The 15,763-nt window shown below is 60.7% G+C and carries 13 protein-coding genes; 10 read left to right on the forward strand and 3 right to left on the reverse strand.

The window, feature by feature from the left end:
- Positions 1-18 precede the first annotated feature (18 nt).
- On the forward strand, positions 19-933 hold the full coding sequence (locus NKH28_RS04465) for a LysR family transcriptional regulator (protein WP_352977948.1): 915 nt from the start codon (positions 19-21) through the stop codon (positions 931-933).
- 160 nt (positions 934-1,093) lie between these two features.
- On the opposite strand, the gene NKH28_RS04470 is transcribed toward NKH28_RS04465, so the two are convergent.
- On the reverse strand, positions 1,094-2,341 hold the full coding sequence (locus tag NKH28_RS04470; RefSeq protein WP_352977950.1) for a cytochrome P450: 1,248 nt from the start codon (positions 2,339-2,341) through the stop codon (positions 1,094-1,096).
- A gap of 97 nt (positions 2,342-2,438) precedes the next feature.
- Between NKH28_RS04470 and NKH28_RS04475 the strand changes: the two genes are divergently transcribed.
- The gene (locus tag NKH28_RS04475) at positions 2,439-3,542 is read left to right on the forward strand and encodes an NAD(P)/FAD-dependent oxidoreductase (protein ID WP_352977952.1); all 1,104 of its coding nucleotides are present in this window, start codon (positions 2,439-2,441) and stop codon (positions 3,540-3,542) included.
- Between the two features lie 3 nt (positions 3,543-3,545).
- Here NKH28_RS04475 and NKH28_RS04480 read toward each other — a convergent pair whose 3' ends face one another.
- A complete protein-coding gene (locus NKH28_RS04480; RefSeq protein ID WP_352918817.1) occupies positions 3,546-4,136 on the reverse strand; it encodes a hypothetical protein in 591 nt (196 codons plus the stop codon).
- A gap of 374 nt (positions 4,137-4,510) precedes the next feature.
- Here NKH28_RS04480 and NKH28_RS04485 point away from each other — a divergent pair, with 374 nt between their 5' ends.
- The 7 genes from NKH28_RS04485 to NKH28_RS04515 all read left to right on the forward strand — a co-directional run bounded on the left by NKH28_RS04485 (position 4,511) and on the right by NKH28_RS04515 (position 13,915).
- Positions 4,511-5,905 (forward strand): TackOD1 domain-containing metal-binding protein, encoded by a 1,395-nt coding sequence (locus tag NKH28_RS04485; protein ID WP_352977954.1) that lies wholly within the window; start codon positions 4,511-4,513, stop codon positions 5,903-5,905.
- Positions 5,902-7,176, forward strand: a complete 1,275-nt coding sequence (locus tag NKH28_RS04490) for a glycosyltransferase family 2 protein (protein WP_352977956.1) — start codon at positions 5,902-5,904, stop codon at positions 7,174-7,176. Before NKH28_RS04485 ends, NKH28_RS04490 begins: the two co-directional genes overlap by 4 nt.
- A 41-nt stretch (positions 7,177-7,217) precedes the next feature.
- Positions 7,218-8,201 (forward strand): HlyD family secretion protein, encoded by a 984-nt coding sequence (locus NKH28_RS04495; RefSeq protein WP_352977957.1) that lies wholly within the window; start codon positions 7,218-7,220, stop codon positions 8,199-8,201.
- A gap of 345 nt (positions 8,202-8,546) precedes the next feature.
- Positions 8,547-9,176 carry an ATP-dependent Clp protease proteolytic subunit gene (locus NKH28_RS04500; RefSeq protein ID WP_023674655.1) on the forward strand — a complete coding sequence of 210 codons (630 nt, stop codon included), beginning with the start codon at positions 8,547-8,549 and terminating at the stop codon, positions 9,174-9,176.
- Positions 9,177-9,480: 304 nt separating this feature from the next.
- Entirely contained in the window at positions 9,481-10,755 is a 1,275-nt protein-coding gene (gene clpX, locus NKH28_RS04505) for an ATP-dependent Clp protease ATP-binding subunit ClpX (RefSeq protein WP_006332719.1), read from the forward strand.
- A gap of 279 nt (positions 10,756-11,034) precedes the next feature.
- Entirely contained in the window at positions 11,035-13,446 is a 2,412-nt protein-coding gene (gene lon, locus NKH28_RS04510) for an endopeptidase La (protein ID WP_352501552.1), read from the forward strand.
- Positions 13,447-13,642: 196 nt separating this feature from the next.
- Complete coding sequence (locus NKH28_RS04515) at positions 13,643-13,915, forward strand: HU family DNA-binding protein (protein WP_006201846.1); 273 nt, start codon at positions 13,643-13,645, stop codon at positions 13,913-13,915.
- A 74-nt stretch (positions 13,916-13,989) separates the two neighbouring features.
- On the opposite strand, the gene NKH28_RS04520 is transcribed toward NKH28_RS04515, so the two are convergent.
- The gene (locus tag NKH28_RS04520; protein ID WP_352977959.1) at positions 13,990-15,012 is read right to left on the reverse strand and encodes an aldo/keto reductase; all 1,023 of its coding nucleotides are present in this window, start codon (positions 15,010-15,012) and stop codon (positions 13,990-13,992) included.
- Between the two features lie 184 nt (positions 15,013-15,196).
- Here NKH28_RS04520 and hxlB point away from each other — a divergent pair, with 184 nt between their 5' ends.
- On the forward strand, positions 15,197-15,763 hold the full coding sequence (gene hxlB, locus NKH28_RS04525) for a 6-phospho-3-hexuloisomerase (protein WP_352977961.1): 567 nt from the start codon (positions 15,197-15,199) through the stop codon (positions 15,761-15,763).

Here is a 15,763-nt window from a genome sequence, read left to right on the forward strand (position 1 = left end):
GGAAATTAAAGGCTGAAGATGAACCACAAGCTGATGCAGTCCTTCATAGCCGTCGCCGAAGAGCTGCATTTCGGGCGCGCGGCAGCGCGCTTGCATATCTCACAGCCGCCCCTGACAAAGCAGATCCAGCAACTGGAACAGGCGATGGGTGTGCGCTTGCTGGAGCGCACCAAGCGCAAGGTCGAACTGACTGCGGCGGGGCGTGTGTTCCTTGATGAGGTTAGGGCCGTGCTTCAGCAGACAGAGCAGGCGGTGGAGCTTGCTCGCAAAGCCGATCGTGGCGAAACCGGCCATCTTGCTGTCGGATTCATCGACGCGGCTATCTACAGCGTGGTGCCGTCTGTCGTCCAACGCTTCACCAAGCGCTATCCCGAGGTCGAGTTGAGCCTGACCGACCTGCGCATTCCCAATCAAGTCAGAGCTGTGGCCGAACGCCAGCTCGATATCGGTTTTGTTCATCCTCCCGTCGTTCACAACGCATTGAAGGTCGAAAGCATACTGGTCGAACCCCTGATCGTGGCCTTGCCGGAAACGCATCGGCTGGCCTCGGAAGCAGAGGTCGCGCTAGCCGACTTGGCCTCCGAAGCGTTGATTCAGTTCCCGCGCAGCATCAATCCATCCCTCTATGACGAGATCGTCGGGTTGTGCCGTTCATCCGGGTTCAGCCCGAGGATCGTTCGAGAAGCAACGCCGAAGCAGACAATCATCGGACTTGTATCCGTCGGGCTGGGCGTCTCGCTGCTGCCCGCCTGTCTGCAAAATTTGCGCCGGAGCGGCGTCGTTTATCGCCCTATCCAGGGACGAACCTTGTCTATCGACACTTCAATCATCTACCGGCATGAACAACCCTCGCCGGTGCTGAAGGCCTTCCTCGACATCGTCCGCGAGACGACGCAAAAAGATTCAAATCCCGTCTCTCTTCAAGCTTCATGACCGAATTTCTGTAGGCATCCGGGATTTTTAGTGTGAGGTCCTGCTTCCGGTAGCTTCATCGTTCAATCAGCGATTATTTGGCACTCGCGGCCTTGAGATGTTACCTATTTGACCGGAATTCGCCGGAGCCGGCTTCGAAGCCTGTCGTCGGAAGCCGTCCTCAGATTCTGACGGCAAGCGTTTCCAGCCCGTGGAAATGATAGGTGTCGCGGAAGCGCGGCTGTTCGGCAAGATGCAGCTGCGGTAGCCGGTCGAACAAGGTTTTCAGCGACACCTGCAGTTCGAGCCGGGCGAGCGGCGCGCCGATGCAGAAATGGATGCCGGCGCCGAACGATACGTTCTTCTGGTCGGCACGGTCCGGCCTGAAGGCGAGGGGCTCGGCAAACGCAGTAGGGTCGCGATTGGCCATGCCGAGCAACAGCCCGATCGTCTCGCCCGGCTGGACGATGATCCCCGGCCCGGCCTCGACCTCCTGATAGGCGTAGCGCGTGAACATGTGCAGCGGCGCGTCGAAGCGCAGGCACTCTTCGACCGTCGCGGCGGTTGCTTCCGGTGAGGCGAAGAAGCGGCGCGGGTCGCCGCCTTGCGCAAGGATCGAGCGCACCGCATTGCCGGTCTGGTGGACAGTTGCTTCATGGCCGGCATTGAGCAAAAGGATGGCCGAGGATACCAGCTCGTCCTCCGACAGTTTCTGGCCGTCCTCCTGTGCCGCAATCAGCAGCGACAGAAGATCCTCGCCCGGCCTCTTTCGCCGCTCGGCGACGTAGCCGCGCAGAAAATCGGAAAAGTCGCGCGCGGCGCGATTGGCCGTGTCCTCCGTCTCGCGGGTGCGGCCATGCATGTACATGGCGACCATCCGATGCGACCAGTCGAGCAGCTGCGGCCCCATGTCGACCGGCACGCCGAGCATCTCGGCAATGATGGTGATCGGCAAGGGAGCGGCGAAAGCCGGCAGCAAGTCGACCCGGTCCGGCTCGAAACGGTCGATCAGTTCGTTGGCCAGCGCCTCGACGCGCGGCCTGAGCCGCTCGACCTGGCGCGAGACGAAGGCGCGGTTGACCAGCGTTCTGAGCCGTGTGTGGACAGGCGGCTCCAGCTCCAGCATCGAATTGGCCTCGATGCCGTCGAACGCGCTGAGGTGCGTGCGGTCCTGACCGATGCCTCGGCTGTCCGGAATGCCGGCCGGGTTCTGCCGGCCGAAGCGGCGATCGCGCAGCAGCCGGTTGACGTCGTCGAAGCCGCCAAAGCACCAGAAACCAAACTCCTCCCAGAAGAAGGCGTTCGATGCGCCATGCAGGAAGGCGTAGGCTTCGTACGGATTCTGGAAGAACGCCGGCTCGTGCGGATCGAGCCGCAGGCGACGCGTGGCTGGATCAAAAGCAAGGTAGGGCGGCTTCAATTCGGTCATGCCAGATCATTAGCGCGGCTTGCCAGTCTGGTGCCAGACCGTATGTTGGCCCTCCAGTGAGGTGAGCCGCCGAAGCGGTTGCGGAAGGACGGTTTTCATGAATGTGATCGTGGTCGGTGCAGGCATTGCCGGGCTATCCACGGCGTGGTCACTGGTCCGGGCCGGGCACCTCGTCTCGATCGTCGAGCAGGGACCGATCCCCAATCCGCTTGCCGCGTCGGGCGACCATCATCGCATCATCCGCCGCGCCTACCGGGCCGGAACGGGCTACGGCCGGCTGATCACCGAAGCCTATGAAGCCTGGGATGAGATGTGGGCCGATCTCGGCGAAAGCCATCTCGATCCGCGCGGCTTCATCTGCATTTCGCGCCAGCCGGGAGATGAGGCCGAGGAATACCGAGAAGGCATGGAAGCCGGGAACTACCCGTTCGAATTGTTCGAGCCGGATGCCGCGGTCGAACGCTGGCCGTTCCTGCAGCCTGTTTCATTCCGCTATGCGTATTTTTCGCCGGACGGCGGCGCGCTGCACTGCCGCAAGATCGCCGCCGGCCTCGCCAGGTGGCTGCGCGCGAACGGCGCCAATGTCTACGAGAACAGCAAGGTGGTCGAGATCGACGCCGAGGCCGGGCATATCGTGCTGGCAGGCGGCGAAACGATGCAGGCCGACCGGATCGTCGTCGCTGCCGGCGCCTGGGTGCTGAAACTGTTCCCGGAGCTGGACGGCGAGCTGAAAACCTGGCGCACCGCGCTCGCCTATGTCGAACCGCCGGCGGATCTGCAGGCAGCCTGGCAGGCAGCGCCGGTTGTCCTCGACATTGGCGGCACTGTCGACGGCTACGCAATCCCGCCGACAGGCGGCGCCGGCATGAAATTCGGCTCGGGCCTGCACAGGGTGCCGACCAGCGATGCAGACTGGAACCGTCAGCCGGTACCGGGCGAGGGTGAGGCGATCCGCAACCTGTTTTCGCCGCCGATCGCTCGTATCGAGGAGTACAAGGTCACCGAAGTGGTCACCTGCGCCTACACATTCACCGCCGACGAGAAGTTCCTGGCCCACCGGAAAGGCAGATGCCTGATCGTCTCGGCCTGCTCCGGCCACGGCTACAAGTTCGGCGCGGCGGTCGGCAGAAGGGTTGCGGCCTGCGTCGGCAGTGGCGATGTCGGCGGCCTGAAGAAATGGCTCAGGGCGGAGGTGGCCTGAGCGCTAATACTGGCAATGCCTCGGAATATGCACGCGGCGCCAGCTGGATGAGCCCTCCCTGACCACCACGCGGCGGGCCACTGTCTGATAAGACGCCGGAATGTCGATGATGCGCCGTTGCTCCGGCCGCACCAGAACCTCTTCGGCGACGCTCTCGTATTCGGCGGGGAGGACAACGCGCCGCCGGCGTTCCGGCTCAACCACGACGATCTCGGCCACCCGTTCATAGCGCGCCTTGTGCCTGACCTTGCACAGCACCTGGCGGCCATCGATGATGCGCCATTCCCAGGAATAGCCGCCGTCATCGACCCTCACGGACCGGTAGATGGTGCGGGTGATGGCGGGCACGATCTCGTAGCTGACGCGCGCCGGCGCGATCTGCACCACGCGCTCGCGCGTCCCGTAGATCGGCGCTTCATACTGCACCTGCTGGCCGGCTGGGCTGACGAGCACGTCCTCGTAGACCGTGTCGTAGAAGGCCGGCCGATTGACCTGCTCGTAGCATTCGACCGCGCGTCCGCCGGCCGCCGTTTCCGACATTGTGCCGAGCATGGTCAGGCCGGCAATGGCGAAGGAAGAAGCTTTCCTGGTCATGGAACTCCCCCTGTTTGAACCGCATGAAGCGGGTTCAACGTTGAACTGTAGGGAAAGCCATGTCGTGGAAAAGGCGATTCATCAAACTTCGTTAATTCGACTACCTGAGTCCGACAGACAAATTCTTGCTGCCAATTAAGCATCCGCTAACAATCAACGAATAACATTTGACGTATTCGAGTTGATTGACTTGGTCGCTGGTCAGGAACGTCGTGGGGGGACGTAGCTGGCCATCCGGTGTCGCATGCGATCCCGCGTTTTCCGCATATCTCGTCCTGCAATAATCCTTTCAGTAAATGTGACGTTGCCCTTGGATCCTCCACCCAGGCTGCAAGTCGTACCTGTGGCGGCGTTCCTTTGCGAGCGCCGGGCAAATGGAGGCCGACATGCCCGCAGAACTTGTTCCGAAATCCGTTGTGCAACTGCCGGCACCGACGGCTTCCACCGCAAGCCATGAACTCACCGACCTTTGCCTGGCACTCTGGGCCAGAATGGGATTGTCCTGGAAGCCTGCCGTCGAATGGTTCCCACGCGTGGTCGTTCTGCATTCGGCGATCTACCGCACGATGTTCGACTCCTCGTCGGAAGGGGACATCGATGCCGTTCTTCTGGCCGATGAGCGGCGTAACTCGCCGCTGGACAACCTGCGTGACCACATTCCGCTGGCGATGGTGCCTGTCATCGATCTGGGCGGCCGTGCCGGCCGGTTCGCGGATGTACATTTCGATCTGATGCAGCAAACGACTTGGGCGGAGACGGCAAAATGCATACTCGATTTTCGCCGCCGCCGCCAACAGCTTGCCGCGCACATCCGTTCGACAAATACGCCCGAAACGCGCTTTCTTGCGCATGCCTTCGCCGCCGGCAGAAGCATCGAAGCCAAGCGCTATCCGATGACGTCGGCCTCCATAAGCTATCCGGGCTTTCCGTCGGCGGCCAAGACAATCCCGATCGCCGAAGATCTCTCCCATCGCGGACTTCTGCTTAAGACCTTCTTCGACCGCGTGCATGAGTGCGGCGCCTGCGGGTCGCGGCGGCTTACCGTTCGCGAGGAATGTCCCTCCTGCCGTTCGGCCGATATGTTCGAGGCCGAGCTTATTCATCATTATCGTTGCGCGGCTCTTCGTCCTGAAGGCGATTTTCGGCAGGGAAGCGCACTGGTCTGCCCCAAATGCAGCCAGCAATTGCGTCACTATGGAAAGGACTATGACAAGCCCGGCCACTCGCAAATCTGCAGGAGGTGCAAGGATTCGACATCGGAGCCGGCTGTTGGATTCGTCTGCCAGGATTGTGATGCGCGGGCTGATGGCGACAGCGTTAAACGTATCGACTTTTTTTCCTACGCACTCACGGATCAGGCGCTGTCTCTGCTCACCAGTCCGGAGAAAAAGCTGCCAACGTCCTTGTTGGGGTTGCCGCCATCCCTGGTTCAGGAACTCGACCGCGCACGCATGACCGGAGCGAAGGGCCCGCCGTTGGCGGTCACGGAATTGCGTTACGGAGCACGAGATTCGCTCATAAAATCAAAGGGCCAGGACGTGTTTGAGAAACTGCGCCGTCTCTTCATCGAAAACCTGAGCAATTACCTTGCGGAGACAGGATCGGTGCACAAAGGCGCCGCCGCCGACTATTTCATCATGACGGCGAAGGGCGACGAGACATTGTCGGAGCAGATATCGGCAATGCTTTCAATCTGCGAGGCGTCTTTGGGCGAAAAGCTTGACCCTCGCCCTCGGGTGGCGACCAAAACGGGGCAAGCCTCGCGTTGAATGATCTCGAACTCGGATTTGCATTCCTGCTAGCTCAATCGACGGCGAGCCTGGCCTCCGTTTTCTGGTACACGCTGGTCTTTGAGTTCCCCCGTTACATCATTCCGTTCGTCGCGGCCGCTGTGACCATGCGTTCGCGTGATGCCGCGGGTTCGATTGAGCATGAGCGTCCATTACGGCCCAATGTAAGCATCATTCTGGTTGGCCATAATGAGGCAGAGTCCATCGAAACCTGCGTCCGCTCGTTGCGGGAACAGTCTTTCAATGACTTCGAAGTTGTCATTGTCAGTGATGGTTCGACCGATCGGATGAGCAGGGTCTCGCAAGCTCTGGTCAAGAGAGGTTATGCCTCGCGCATCATTTCGACGGATCTGAGGGGCGGCAAGGCGAGCGGGATCAATCTGGCGTGCCGCGTAGCCAAAGGCGACATACTGATCAATGTCGATTGCGACTGTTCGTTTGATCGGTACGCGATCGAGAATATTCTCGGTCCCTTTTCGGATCCAGCGGTTGGAGCGGCATGCGGCGATATTGCACCGCGCAACGGCCACGCGACTATCGTCGCCCAGTTTCAGGAGATCGAATATTTACAGTCGATTTCGGTCGGAAAGCGTATTGCTGGAGCTCTCGATCAGGTCGTTTGCATTTCGGGAGCGTTCAGCGCCTTCAGGCGCAAAGCCCTTTTGGGGGTTGGGGGGTTCGACGTAGGCGGTGGCGAGGATCTGGATGTCACGCTGAGATTGCGGCGGGCGGGCTGGCGCATGGCCTATGTCCCGGATGCGATCTGCTATACGGACGTCCCGATAACCGCATACCAATATATCCGCCAGCGATTGCGCTGGGAACGCGATGCCATTTGGCTACGCTTTCGCAAACACTACCGCCTGTTTCGTGTCTCGGACTCGGGTTTCCGGCTTCCGGAGGCCCTACACCAATGGGATTTCCTCCTTTTCAACGTCGTTGGTGCCGCGATATTCCCGCTCTATCTCGTCTGGCTTGCCCTCCAGTACGGCTCTTTCACGCCCGCGATCCTCATCGGCATGCAGTGCGGCCTCCTGGTTCTCGACGTGTTTGTGCTGGCGCTGGCCAGTTGGACCACCGAGCGGCAGGGGTTCTGGCGAAGCATATGGTTCCTGCCCGGCTACTCCCTGTTCATGACCTATGTGATGAGACCCGTTCGATTGATCGCCTATATCGATGAATGGGTGTTCTCAGGTTCACATCGCGACAACTACACGCCGATCAAAGTTCGGCTAGAGCGGCCCTGGTAGAGAACGAGCTTCAGATGAAATACATTCGAAAACACGTCCGAGTGGACAATCTGGGAAAACAGCAGCGCGCGAGTGTGGGAAGTTGGGATCGCATCGTTTACCTCGCTCTCCTCGGTTTGTTTTCCTCTTCGATCGTCTACTACCTCATTGGTGATGCGGTCGTCTTGTCAGCGGACGGTATTGTCCTGAAGGATCGGTATGCCGTCGATGCCGCCTATCCGGCCAAGGTAACGCATGTCTTTGTCAAGGCAGGAGACAAGGTCGAGCCCGGTACATTGCTCGTCGAGCTTCAATCGTTCGACATGGTCAAGGAGATCGCGGAGCTGCTGTTGCGACAGGGTGAACTCGCCGTTCGCGAGGGCCAGCTCCACAGCCGACACGAAGCGATCCAGTCCGTGATGCCGCTGGCCGAGCGGACAGCGCGTGAAACCAGGACGACACTTGCGAGAATCGACACCATCGTCACGGCAGGCATCGTCTCGACTTCGACGAAGGACGAAGCCGTTCGTGGCAGCTTCCAGGCCGCCGAACATCTGGCTGATCTGACCGGTCAACTGCAAGCGACCAAATCCGAACTCGCCCTGGTGGCGCAATTCCGTGCGAGATCGGGCGAGGCTATGGATGAGGTAAAGGCCATATATGACGGCGGAAACATCCGCTCGGTCACGGAGGGGGTCGTTGGCGCCAAGGTGCCGGTCCCTGGCCAGGTGCTGCGGTTCGGCGATCCGCTTCTACAGATCGACGGCGGCAAGTCCTACGTCCTCGCCTATCTGCCGGACAACTATCTGTTTTCGCTGCGCGAGGGAATGGCGGTCGACGTGGGTAACGGAACCGAGCGTGCAAGAGGAACAGTCGAAAAGATTCTGTCGGTCGCCGACGCGTTGCCGGACGAGTTTCAGAACATGTTCCGGCCCCGCGACAGGTCAAGGCTGATCCGTATCGCACTCGATGAGTCGAATTCCTTCGCGGTCTCGCAAAAAGTATCAGTGAGTGGTTGCGCGTTCGGCTTCTGTTGGGCCAGGTAATGCCTGCTTAATCCCGCGGAGGCAGCTACTTAGCCGTCCCGGGAACGCAGTCAATCTTCCTCGCCCGATACGACGTTCCAGGTCCTTCGCGTTGCGAGCGACGCCAGTGCCACCATGGCCGCGCGAAACCGTGGGATCAAAGAGGTGAAGTCAATCCACCAGGATCCGTGCCGCATCCTCCGGGCACCGTCCGGCAAGCTTGATTCGTTTTAACCAAGTGGCTAGGAGAGGCGGCCTTGCGCTAGGGTGAGCCGGCATCCTATTTACACAATAACGATCCAGAACCGATTCTGCCCGATTGCAAATCTCCGGCGCCGGAATCCCATCCTCAAAAAGGGATAGTCCATGAAGAACCCCGTCGAAACCTACATGAACCTCGTTCCGATGGTGGTCGAACAGACCAATCGCGGCGAGCGGGCCTACGACATTTTCTCGCGGCTCCTCAAGGAGCGCATCATTTTCATCACCGGCCCGGTCGAGGATGGCATGGCGACGCTGGTCTGCGCGCAGCTGCTGTTCCTCGAGGCGGAGAATCCGAAGAAAGAAATCAACCTCTATATCAACTCGCCCGGCGGCGTCGTCACCTCCGGCATGGCGATCTACGACACCATGCAGTTCATCAAGCCTGCGGTGTCGACGCTCTGCATCGGTCAGGCCGCCTCGATGGGCTCGCTGCTCTTGACGGCGGGCCACAAGGATATGCGCTTTGCCACGCCGAACGCCCGCATCATGGTCCACCAGCCTTCCGGCGGTTTCCAGGGCCAGGCTTCCGACATCGAGCGCCATGCCCAGGACATCATCAAGCTGAAGCGCCGCCTCAACGAGGTTTACGTCAAGCACACCGGCAAGAGTTATGATGAGATTGAAAAAACGCTCGACCGTGACCATTTCATGACTGCCGACGAGGCCAGGGATTTCGGCCTCATCGACAAGGTCATTTCGTCACGTGAGCCGGTCGAAGGTATTGCCTTATAGGCCCGCGGTGGCTCCGCGGTGGCAATGAGTGGCGGGATCACGCGCTTTTGGCGCAGCTTGCGGCATTTCGGCCACAATTGGCTGTTCCCTCGACGGGTGCAATTGCCTACGTTAAGGCTATGTTGATTTTCGACGGCTTAGCTTTGCGTGGGGTTGTTCGAATCATTGCCCCGTTTTCCGATTTGTGTTTCGTACGGAATGCGTTGCGGGAGCCGGGGCACTGGCGGCGGCGGATTCCCGCGATAGATTGAATATGCGCCCTTTCAACCAGACCATCGGCGGGCGGCCATGAAAGGACATGAAAATGAGCAAGGTCGGCAACAACAGCGGTGATTCCAAGAACACGCTTTATTGCTCGTTTTGCGGCAAAAGCCAGCACGAAGTGCGCAAGCTGATCGCCGGGCCGACGGTGTTCATCTGCGACGAATGCGTCGAACTGTGCATGGACATCATCCGCGAGGAGAACAAGACCTCGATGGTGAAGTCGCGCGAGGGCGTGCCGACCCCGCAGGAAATCCTCAAGGTTCTCGACGACTACGTCATCGGCCAGCCTTACGCCAAGCGCGTGCTGTCGGTGGCCGTCCACAACCACTACAAGCGCCTCGCCCATGCCGGCAAGAACAACGACGTCGAGCTGGCGAAGTCGAACATCCTGCTGATCGGCCCGACCGGCTGCGGCAAGACGTTGCTGGCGCAGACGCTGGCCCGCATCATCGACGTCCCCTTCACCATGGCCGACGCGACGACGTTGACCGAGGCCGGCTATGTCGGCGAGGACGTCGAAAACATCATCCTGAAGCTGTTGCAGTCGGCCGACTACAATGTCGAGCGCGCCCAGCGCGGCATCGTCTATATCGACGAGATCGACAAGATCTCGCGCAAGTCGGACAATCCCTCGATCACCCGCGACGTGTCGGGCGAGGGCGTGCAGCAGGCACTTTTGAAGATTATGGAAGGCACCGTCGCCTCCGTGCCGCCGCAGGGCGGCAGGAAGCATCCGCAGCAGGAATTCCTGCAGGTCGACACCGCCAACATCCTGTTCATCTGCGGCGGCGCTTTCGCCGGCCTGGACAAGATCATCTCGGATCGCGGCAGGAAGACCTCGATCGGGTTCGGCGCCATCGTCGCTTCGCCCGAGGATCGCCGCACCGGCGATGTTTTCCGCCTGGTCGAGCCTGAGGATCTGTTGAAGTTCGGCCTCATTCCCGAGTTCGTCGGCCGTCTGCCTGTCCTGGCGACGCTGGAGGATCTCGACGAGCCGGCGCTGATCCAGATCCTGACCGAACCGAAGAACGCGCTGGTCAAGCAGTATCAGCGGCTGTTCGAGATGGAGAATGTCGACCTGACCTTCCATGAGAACGCGCTGTCGGCGATCGCCAAGCGCGCCATCGAGCGCAAGACCGGCGCACGCGGCCTGCGTTCGATCATGGAAGCGATCCTGCTCGACACCATGTTCGAGCTGCCGGCACTGGAAGGCGTGCGCGAAGTGGTTATTTCGGAAGAGGTGGTGTCAGGCAACGCCAGGCCGCTCTACATCTATTCCGAGCAGAAGGAAAAGAAGGGCAACGTCAGCGCCTGACGTGAGCCGGCAATGGATTTTTCTGAAACGGCGCCGCAGGGCGCCGTTTTGCTGTCGCACACCGCGTACGACGCCGCGTAATGGCTGCGGATTGGAGGACGGACCGTGTTGACCCTTGATCTTTACCCCCTGTGCCTCCAACTAAAGGCGGAAGGCCGTGGTGCCGAATTCTGTGCTGTAAAACTCCCGTCACAAACGGTGGTAGGCGGAACGATCCCCGGTCGTTAATATGAGATTCGCGGTTGGCCGATTGGCGGCCGCGACATGAAAGGTTGGACAATGGCCAAATTATCCAAGGCTCCCAGCGACGGCGTCTTCGCAGTCCTCCCACTGCGCGACATCGTGGTGTTCCCGCACATGATCGTTCCGCTCTTCGTCGGGCGTGAAAAGTCGATCAAGGCGCTGGAAGAAGTGATGGGTCAGGAAAAGCAGATCCTGCTCGCGACCCAGATGAATGCCGCCGACGACGATCCGGAGCCCGATGCCATCTTTGACATCGGCACGCTCGCCAATGTGCTGCAATTGCTGAAACTGCCGGACGGCACCGTGAAGGTGCTGGTCGAAGGTGCCTCGCGCGCGAAAATCGTCGCGTTCACCGACCGTCCCGACTTCCATGAGGCCCGTGCTGCTGCGCTGGTCGAACCGGAGGAGGAAGAGGTCGAGGTCGAGGCGCTGGCCCGTTCCGTGGTCACCGACTTCGAGAACTACGTCAAGCTGAACAAGAAGATCTCGCCCGAAGTGGTGGGTGCCGCCAGCCAGATCGACGACTATTCCAAGCTCGCCGACACGGTCGCTTCGCATCTTGCCATCAAGATCCCCGAGAAGCAGGAGATGCTCGCCACGCTGTCCGTCAAGGAACGGCTGGAAAAGGCGATGGGCTTCATGGAAGCCGAAATCTCGGTGCTCCAGGTGGAGAAGCGCATCCGCTCGCGCGTCAAGCGCCAGATGGAGAAGACGCAGCGCGAATACTACCTCAACGAGCAGATGAAGGCGATCCAGAAGGAACTCGGCGAGGGCGAGGACGGCCGCGACGAAGCCGCCGAGATCGAGGCGCGGATCAAGAAGACCAAGCTCTCCAAGGAGGCCCGCGAAAAGGCGGAAGCCGAGCTGAAGAAGCTGCGGACGATGTCGCCGATGTCGGCTGAATCGACCGTCGTGCGCAACTATCTCGACTGGCTGCTGTCGATCCCGTGGGGCAGGAACTCCAAGGTCAAGCAGGACCTGGCCTTTGCCCAGAATGTGCTCGATACCGATCATTTCGGCCTCGACAAGGTCAAGGACCGCATCGTCGAATACCTCGCTGTGCAGAGCCGCCAGAAGAAGCTGAAGGGGCCGATCCTGTGCCTCGTCGGACCTCCCGGCGTGGGCAAGACCTCGCTCGGCAAGTCGATCGCCAAGGCGACCGGCCGTGAGTTCATCCGCATGGCGCTGGGCGGCGTGCGCGACGAGGCCGAGATCCGTGGTCACCGCCGCACCTACATCGGCTCGATGCCTGGCAAGGTCATCCAGTCGATGAAGAAGGCGAAGAAATCCAACCCGCTCTTCCTGCTCGACGAGATCGACAAGATGGGCCAGGATTTCCGCGGCGATCCGTCATCGGCTTTGCTCGAGGTGCTCGATCCCGAGCAGAACTCGACGTTCATGGACCATTACCTCGAGGTCGAATACGACCTGTCGAGCGTGATGTTCGTGACGACGGCGAACACGCTGAACATCCCTGCGCCCTTGATGGACCGCATGGAGATCATCCGCATCGCCGGCTACACCGAGGACGAGAAGATCGAGATCGCCAAGCGTCACCTGATGCCCAAGGTGATCCGCGACCACGCGTTGCAGCCGAAGGAGTTCTCCGTCGGCGAGGACGCGATCCGCGGCATCATCCAGACCTACACCCGTGAAGCGGGCGTCAGGAGCCTGGAGCGCGAGTTGATGAAGCTCGGGCGCAAGGCGGTGACCGAGATCCTGAAGACGAAGAAGAAGACGATCAACATCACGGCGGACAATCTTGCCGATTACCTTGGTGTTCCGCGCTTCCGCTTCGGCCAGGTCGAGAGCGACGATCAGGTCGGCGTGGTCACCGGGCTCGCCTGGACGGAAGTCGGCGGCGAGCTGTTGACGGTGGAAGGCGTCATGATGCCCGGCAAAGGCCGCATGACCGTGACCGGCAATCTGCGCGATGTGATGAAGGAATCGATCTCTGCGGCGGCCTCTTACGTCCGCTCGCGGGCCATCGATTTCGGCGTCGAGCCGCCACTGTTCGACAAGCGCGATATCCACGTCCACGTGCCGGAGGGTGCAACCCCGAAGGACGGACCGTCGGCTGGCGTGGCGATGGCGACGGCGATCGTCTCGGTGCTGACCGGTATCCCGGTCAGGGCCGATGTGGCGATGACCGGCGAGATCACGCTGCGCGGCAGGGTGCTGCCGATCGGCGGCCTTAAGGAAAAGCTGCTTGCCGCACTTCGCGGCGGCATCAAGAAGGTGCTGATCCCGGAAGAGAACGCCAAGGATCTGGCGGAGATTCCGGAGAACGTGAAGAGCGGCATGGAGATCATTCCGGTCTCACGGGTTGGCGAAGTGTTGCGCCATGCGCTGGTGCGCATGCCGGAACCGATCCAGTGGGTCGAACCCGTCAATGCGCCGGCCGTGGTCGATGTCGGAGACGAGGCTGGTAAATCGCTGGCGCATTAGTGCTTGCTAAAGTTGCAATGCACAAAGAGAGAGCCGGGCCTTGAGCCCGGCTTTTTCATGTGAAGAACCGCGGATTTCCGGGCTTTTTTCGACTTTCCTGGCGCTTTTCGACTTGGTTGCCGGAGCGCTTCTTTCTAAAGTCCGTTTCCTGCCGGATGAGTCGAGTGTTCCGGTTTTCTCATGGAAGGGAATTTTTATGAACAAGAACGAACTGGTGTCCGCTGTCGCCGATGCCGCGAGTATTTCGAAGGGTGACGCGCAGTCGGCGGTTGATGCGGTGTTTTCCGTGATCACCGGCGAACTGAAAAAGGGCGGCGATGTCCGGCTTGTCGGCTTCGGAAATTTCACCGTGTCAAAACGCGCCGCGTCGACCGGCCGCAATCCGCAGACCGGTGCGGAAGTGAAGATCCCGGCGCGCACCGTGCCGAAGTTCTCGGCCGGCAAGGGCCTCAAGGACGCGGTCAACTAGGCGCCTCCTTAAGTCTTTCAGAGAAAAGAAAAGCCGGCATATCCGGTTTTTCTTTTCTGTTGGAAAAGGCGGCGTTATGCCGTCGGCGCGTCCGTGCGCATCAAGCCTTCTTTCTTGAGATCGGTCCACAGCGCCGATGGCAGCTTTGCGTCGAGCAGGGAGCGATTGCTTTCGACTTCGCCCGGCCGCTGGCCGCCGGGGATTACCGAGACGACGGAAGGATGCAGCAGCGGGAACTGCAGCGCCGCCTCGATCAGGCGCACGCCGTGGCGTTTGCAGACGGCCTCGATGCGGGTGACGCGGTCGATGATGTCCTGCGGCGCCTCCGAATAATTGTAGTAGGCGCCGGGCTTCGGCCCGGTTGCCAGGATGCCGGAATTGTAAGGCCCGCCGAGAACGATGCCGATGCCGCGTTGCTGGCATAGCGGCAGGAAAGACTGCAGCGCTTCCTGCTCCAGCAGCGTGTAACGCCCGGCAAGCAGGAACAGATCGAAATCGCCGCGCTCGGCCAGCGTCTGGGCAACCTGCCACTCGTTGATGCCGCCGCCGAATGCCTTGATCACGCCCTGGTCGCGCAATGCCAGCAATCCGTAGTAGCCGGAGCTCATGAATTCCTGGATGCGCTGGTCCGAGGCTTCCTTGCTGCCATGGGTGAAGATGTCGACATCGTGCACGAAGAGGATGTTGATGCGGTCGACGCCGAGCCGTTCCAGCGAGGCCTCGAAGGAGCGCATGACGCCGTCATAGCTGTAATCGTAGAGCTCTCGGCGCGATGGGGTGTCGAAGAATTTGCCGATGCCGGTGCGCTGTTCCGGCGGGCAGGCGCGCATTATGCGCCCGACTTTGCTGGACAGCACGTAGTCGTCGCGCTTCTTCGAACGCAGGAACGGATTGAGCCGCGTTTCGGCTAGGCCTAGCCCATAAAGCGGCGCGGTGTCGAAGTAGCGGCAGCCGACCCGCCATGCCGCCTCCAGCGTAGCATTGGCATCCTCGTCGGAGACGGCGCGGTAAAGATTGCCGAGCGGTGCGGTGCCGAAGCCGAGCTCGGTGAAGGTGATGCCGCCATTGCCGATGCGGTCGAAATGCCGTGTCTTCATATGTCGTCGTTTCCTCATTCACGATTTGCCGTGACACTATCACGGCTGTAGCGCATCAAAAGCACTGCGTGTCGTTGGACACCGATTTTCGCGGTGATAGCATGAATGAAAACAAGCTGTTCGGGGCAAAGGTGACTGAGATATTCAAATGGTTCTCCGGCACCGGCAGGCTGGTGCAAATGTCATGACGGACGCCGGCGAAAACCTGTTTGGGATTGCGCTGAACGAGCTTGGCACCGTGCTGGAGCGTATCGACGCAAGCCGCATCGACGCCGCTTGCGCCATCTTGGCCGGTGCGAAAAAGATCGTCACCTATGGCTGCGGCCGCGAGGCGCTGCAGGTCAAGGGTTTTGCCATGCGGCTCTATCATCTCGGTCTGCCGGTGTCGGTCGTCGGCGACATGACCACGCCGCCGCTGGGCGAGGGCGATGTCTTCCTCGCCAGTTCCGGCCCGGGTGAGACGTCGACGGTGCTGACCTTGATGCAGGTCGCGCGCGAGGCCGGTGCCACAGTCCTGCTGCTCACCGCGCAAGCCGACAGCACTGCCGCAAAGCTGGCCGACTTCACATTGCTTATCCCGGCTCAGACCATGGCCGACGACCAGGGTCCCGAAAAGACATCCGTCCTGCCGATGGGCTCGGTTTTCGAAGGCGTGCTGTTCGTCCTCTTCGAAGTGATGGTGCTGAAGCTCAGGGATCTGACCGGCGTCTCGCCGGGAGCGATGCGCGCCCGCCACACCAATATGGAGTAG

It is taken from the genome of Mesorhizobium sp. M1227 (genome assembly GCF_040318315.1).
In the GTDB taxonomy this organism is placed as follows: Bacteria; Pseudomonadota; Alphaproteobacteria; order Rhizobiales; family Rhizobiaceae; genus Mesorhizobium.

Coding starts and splice junctions, on each gene's coding strand:
- NKH28_RS04465 (WP_352977948.1), top strand. CDS start 19: ATGAACCACAAGCTGATGCAGTCCTTCATAGCCGTCGCCGAAGAGCTG.
- NKH28_RS04470 (WP_352977950.1), bottom strand. CDS start 2,341: ATGACCGAATTGAAGCCGCCCTACCTTGCTTTTGATCCAGCCACGCGT.
- NKH28_RS04475 (WP_352977952.1), top strand. CDS start 2,439: ATGAATGTGATCGTGGTCGGTGCAGGCATTGCCGGGCTATCCACGGCG.
- NKH28_RS04480 (WP_352918817.1), bottom strand. CDS start 4,136: ATGACCAGGAAAGCTTCTTCCTTCGCCATTGCCGGCCTGACCATGCTC.
- NKH28_RS04485 (WP_352977954.1), top strand. CDS start 4,511: ATGGAGGCCGACATGCCCGCAGAACTTGTTCCGAAATCCGTTGTGCAA.
- NKH28_RS04500 (WP_023674655.1), top strand. CDS start 8,547: ATGAAGAACCCCGTCGAAACCTACATGAACCTCGTTCCGATGGTGGTC.
- clpX (WP_006332719.1), top strand. CDS start 9,481: ATGAGCAAGGTCGGCAACAACAGCGGTGATTCCAAGAACACGCTTTAT.
- lon (WP_352501552.1), top strand. CDS start 11,035: ATGGCCAAATTATCCAAGGCTCCCAGCGACGGCGTCTTCGCAGTCCTC.
- NKH28_RS04515 (WP_006201846.1), top strand. CDS start 13,643: ATGAACAAGAACGAACTGGTGTCCGCTGTCGCCGATGCCGCGAGTATT.
- NKH28_RS04520 (WP_352977959.1), bottom strand. CDS start 15,012: ATGAAGACACGGCATTTCGACCGCATCGGCAATGGCGGCATCACCTTC.
- hxlB (WP_352977961.1), top strand. CDS start 15,197: ATGACGGACGCCGGCGAAAACCTGTTTGGGATTGCGCTGAACGAGCTT.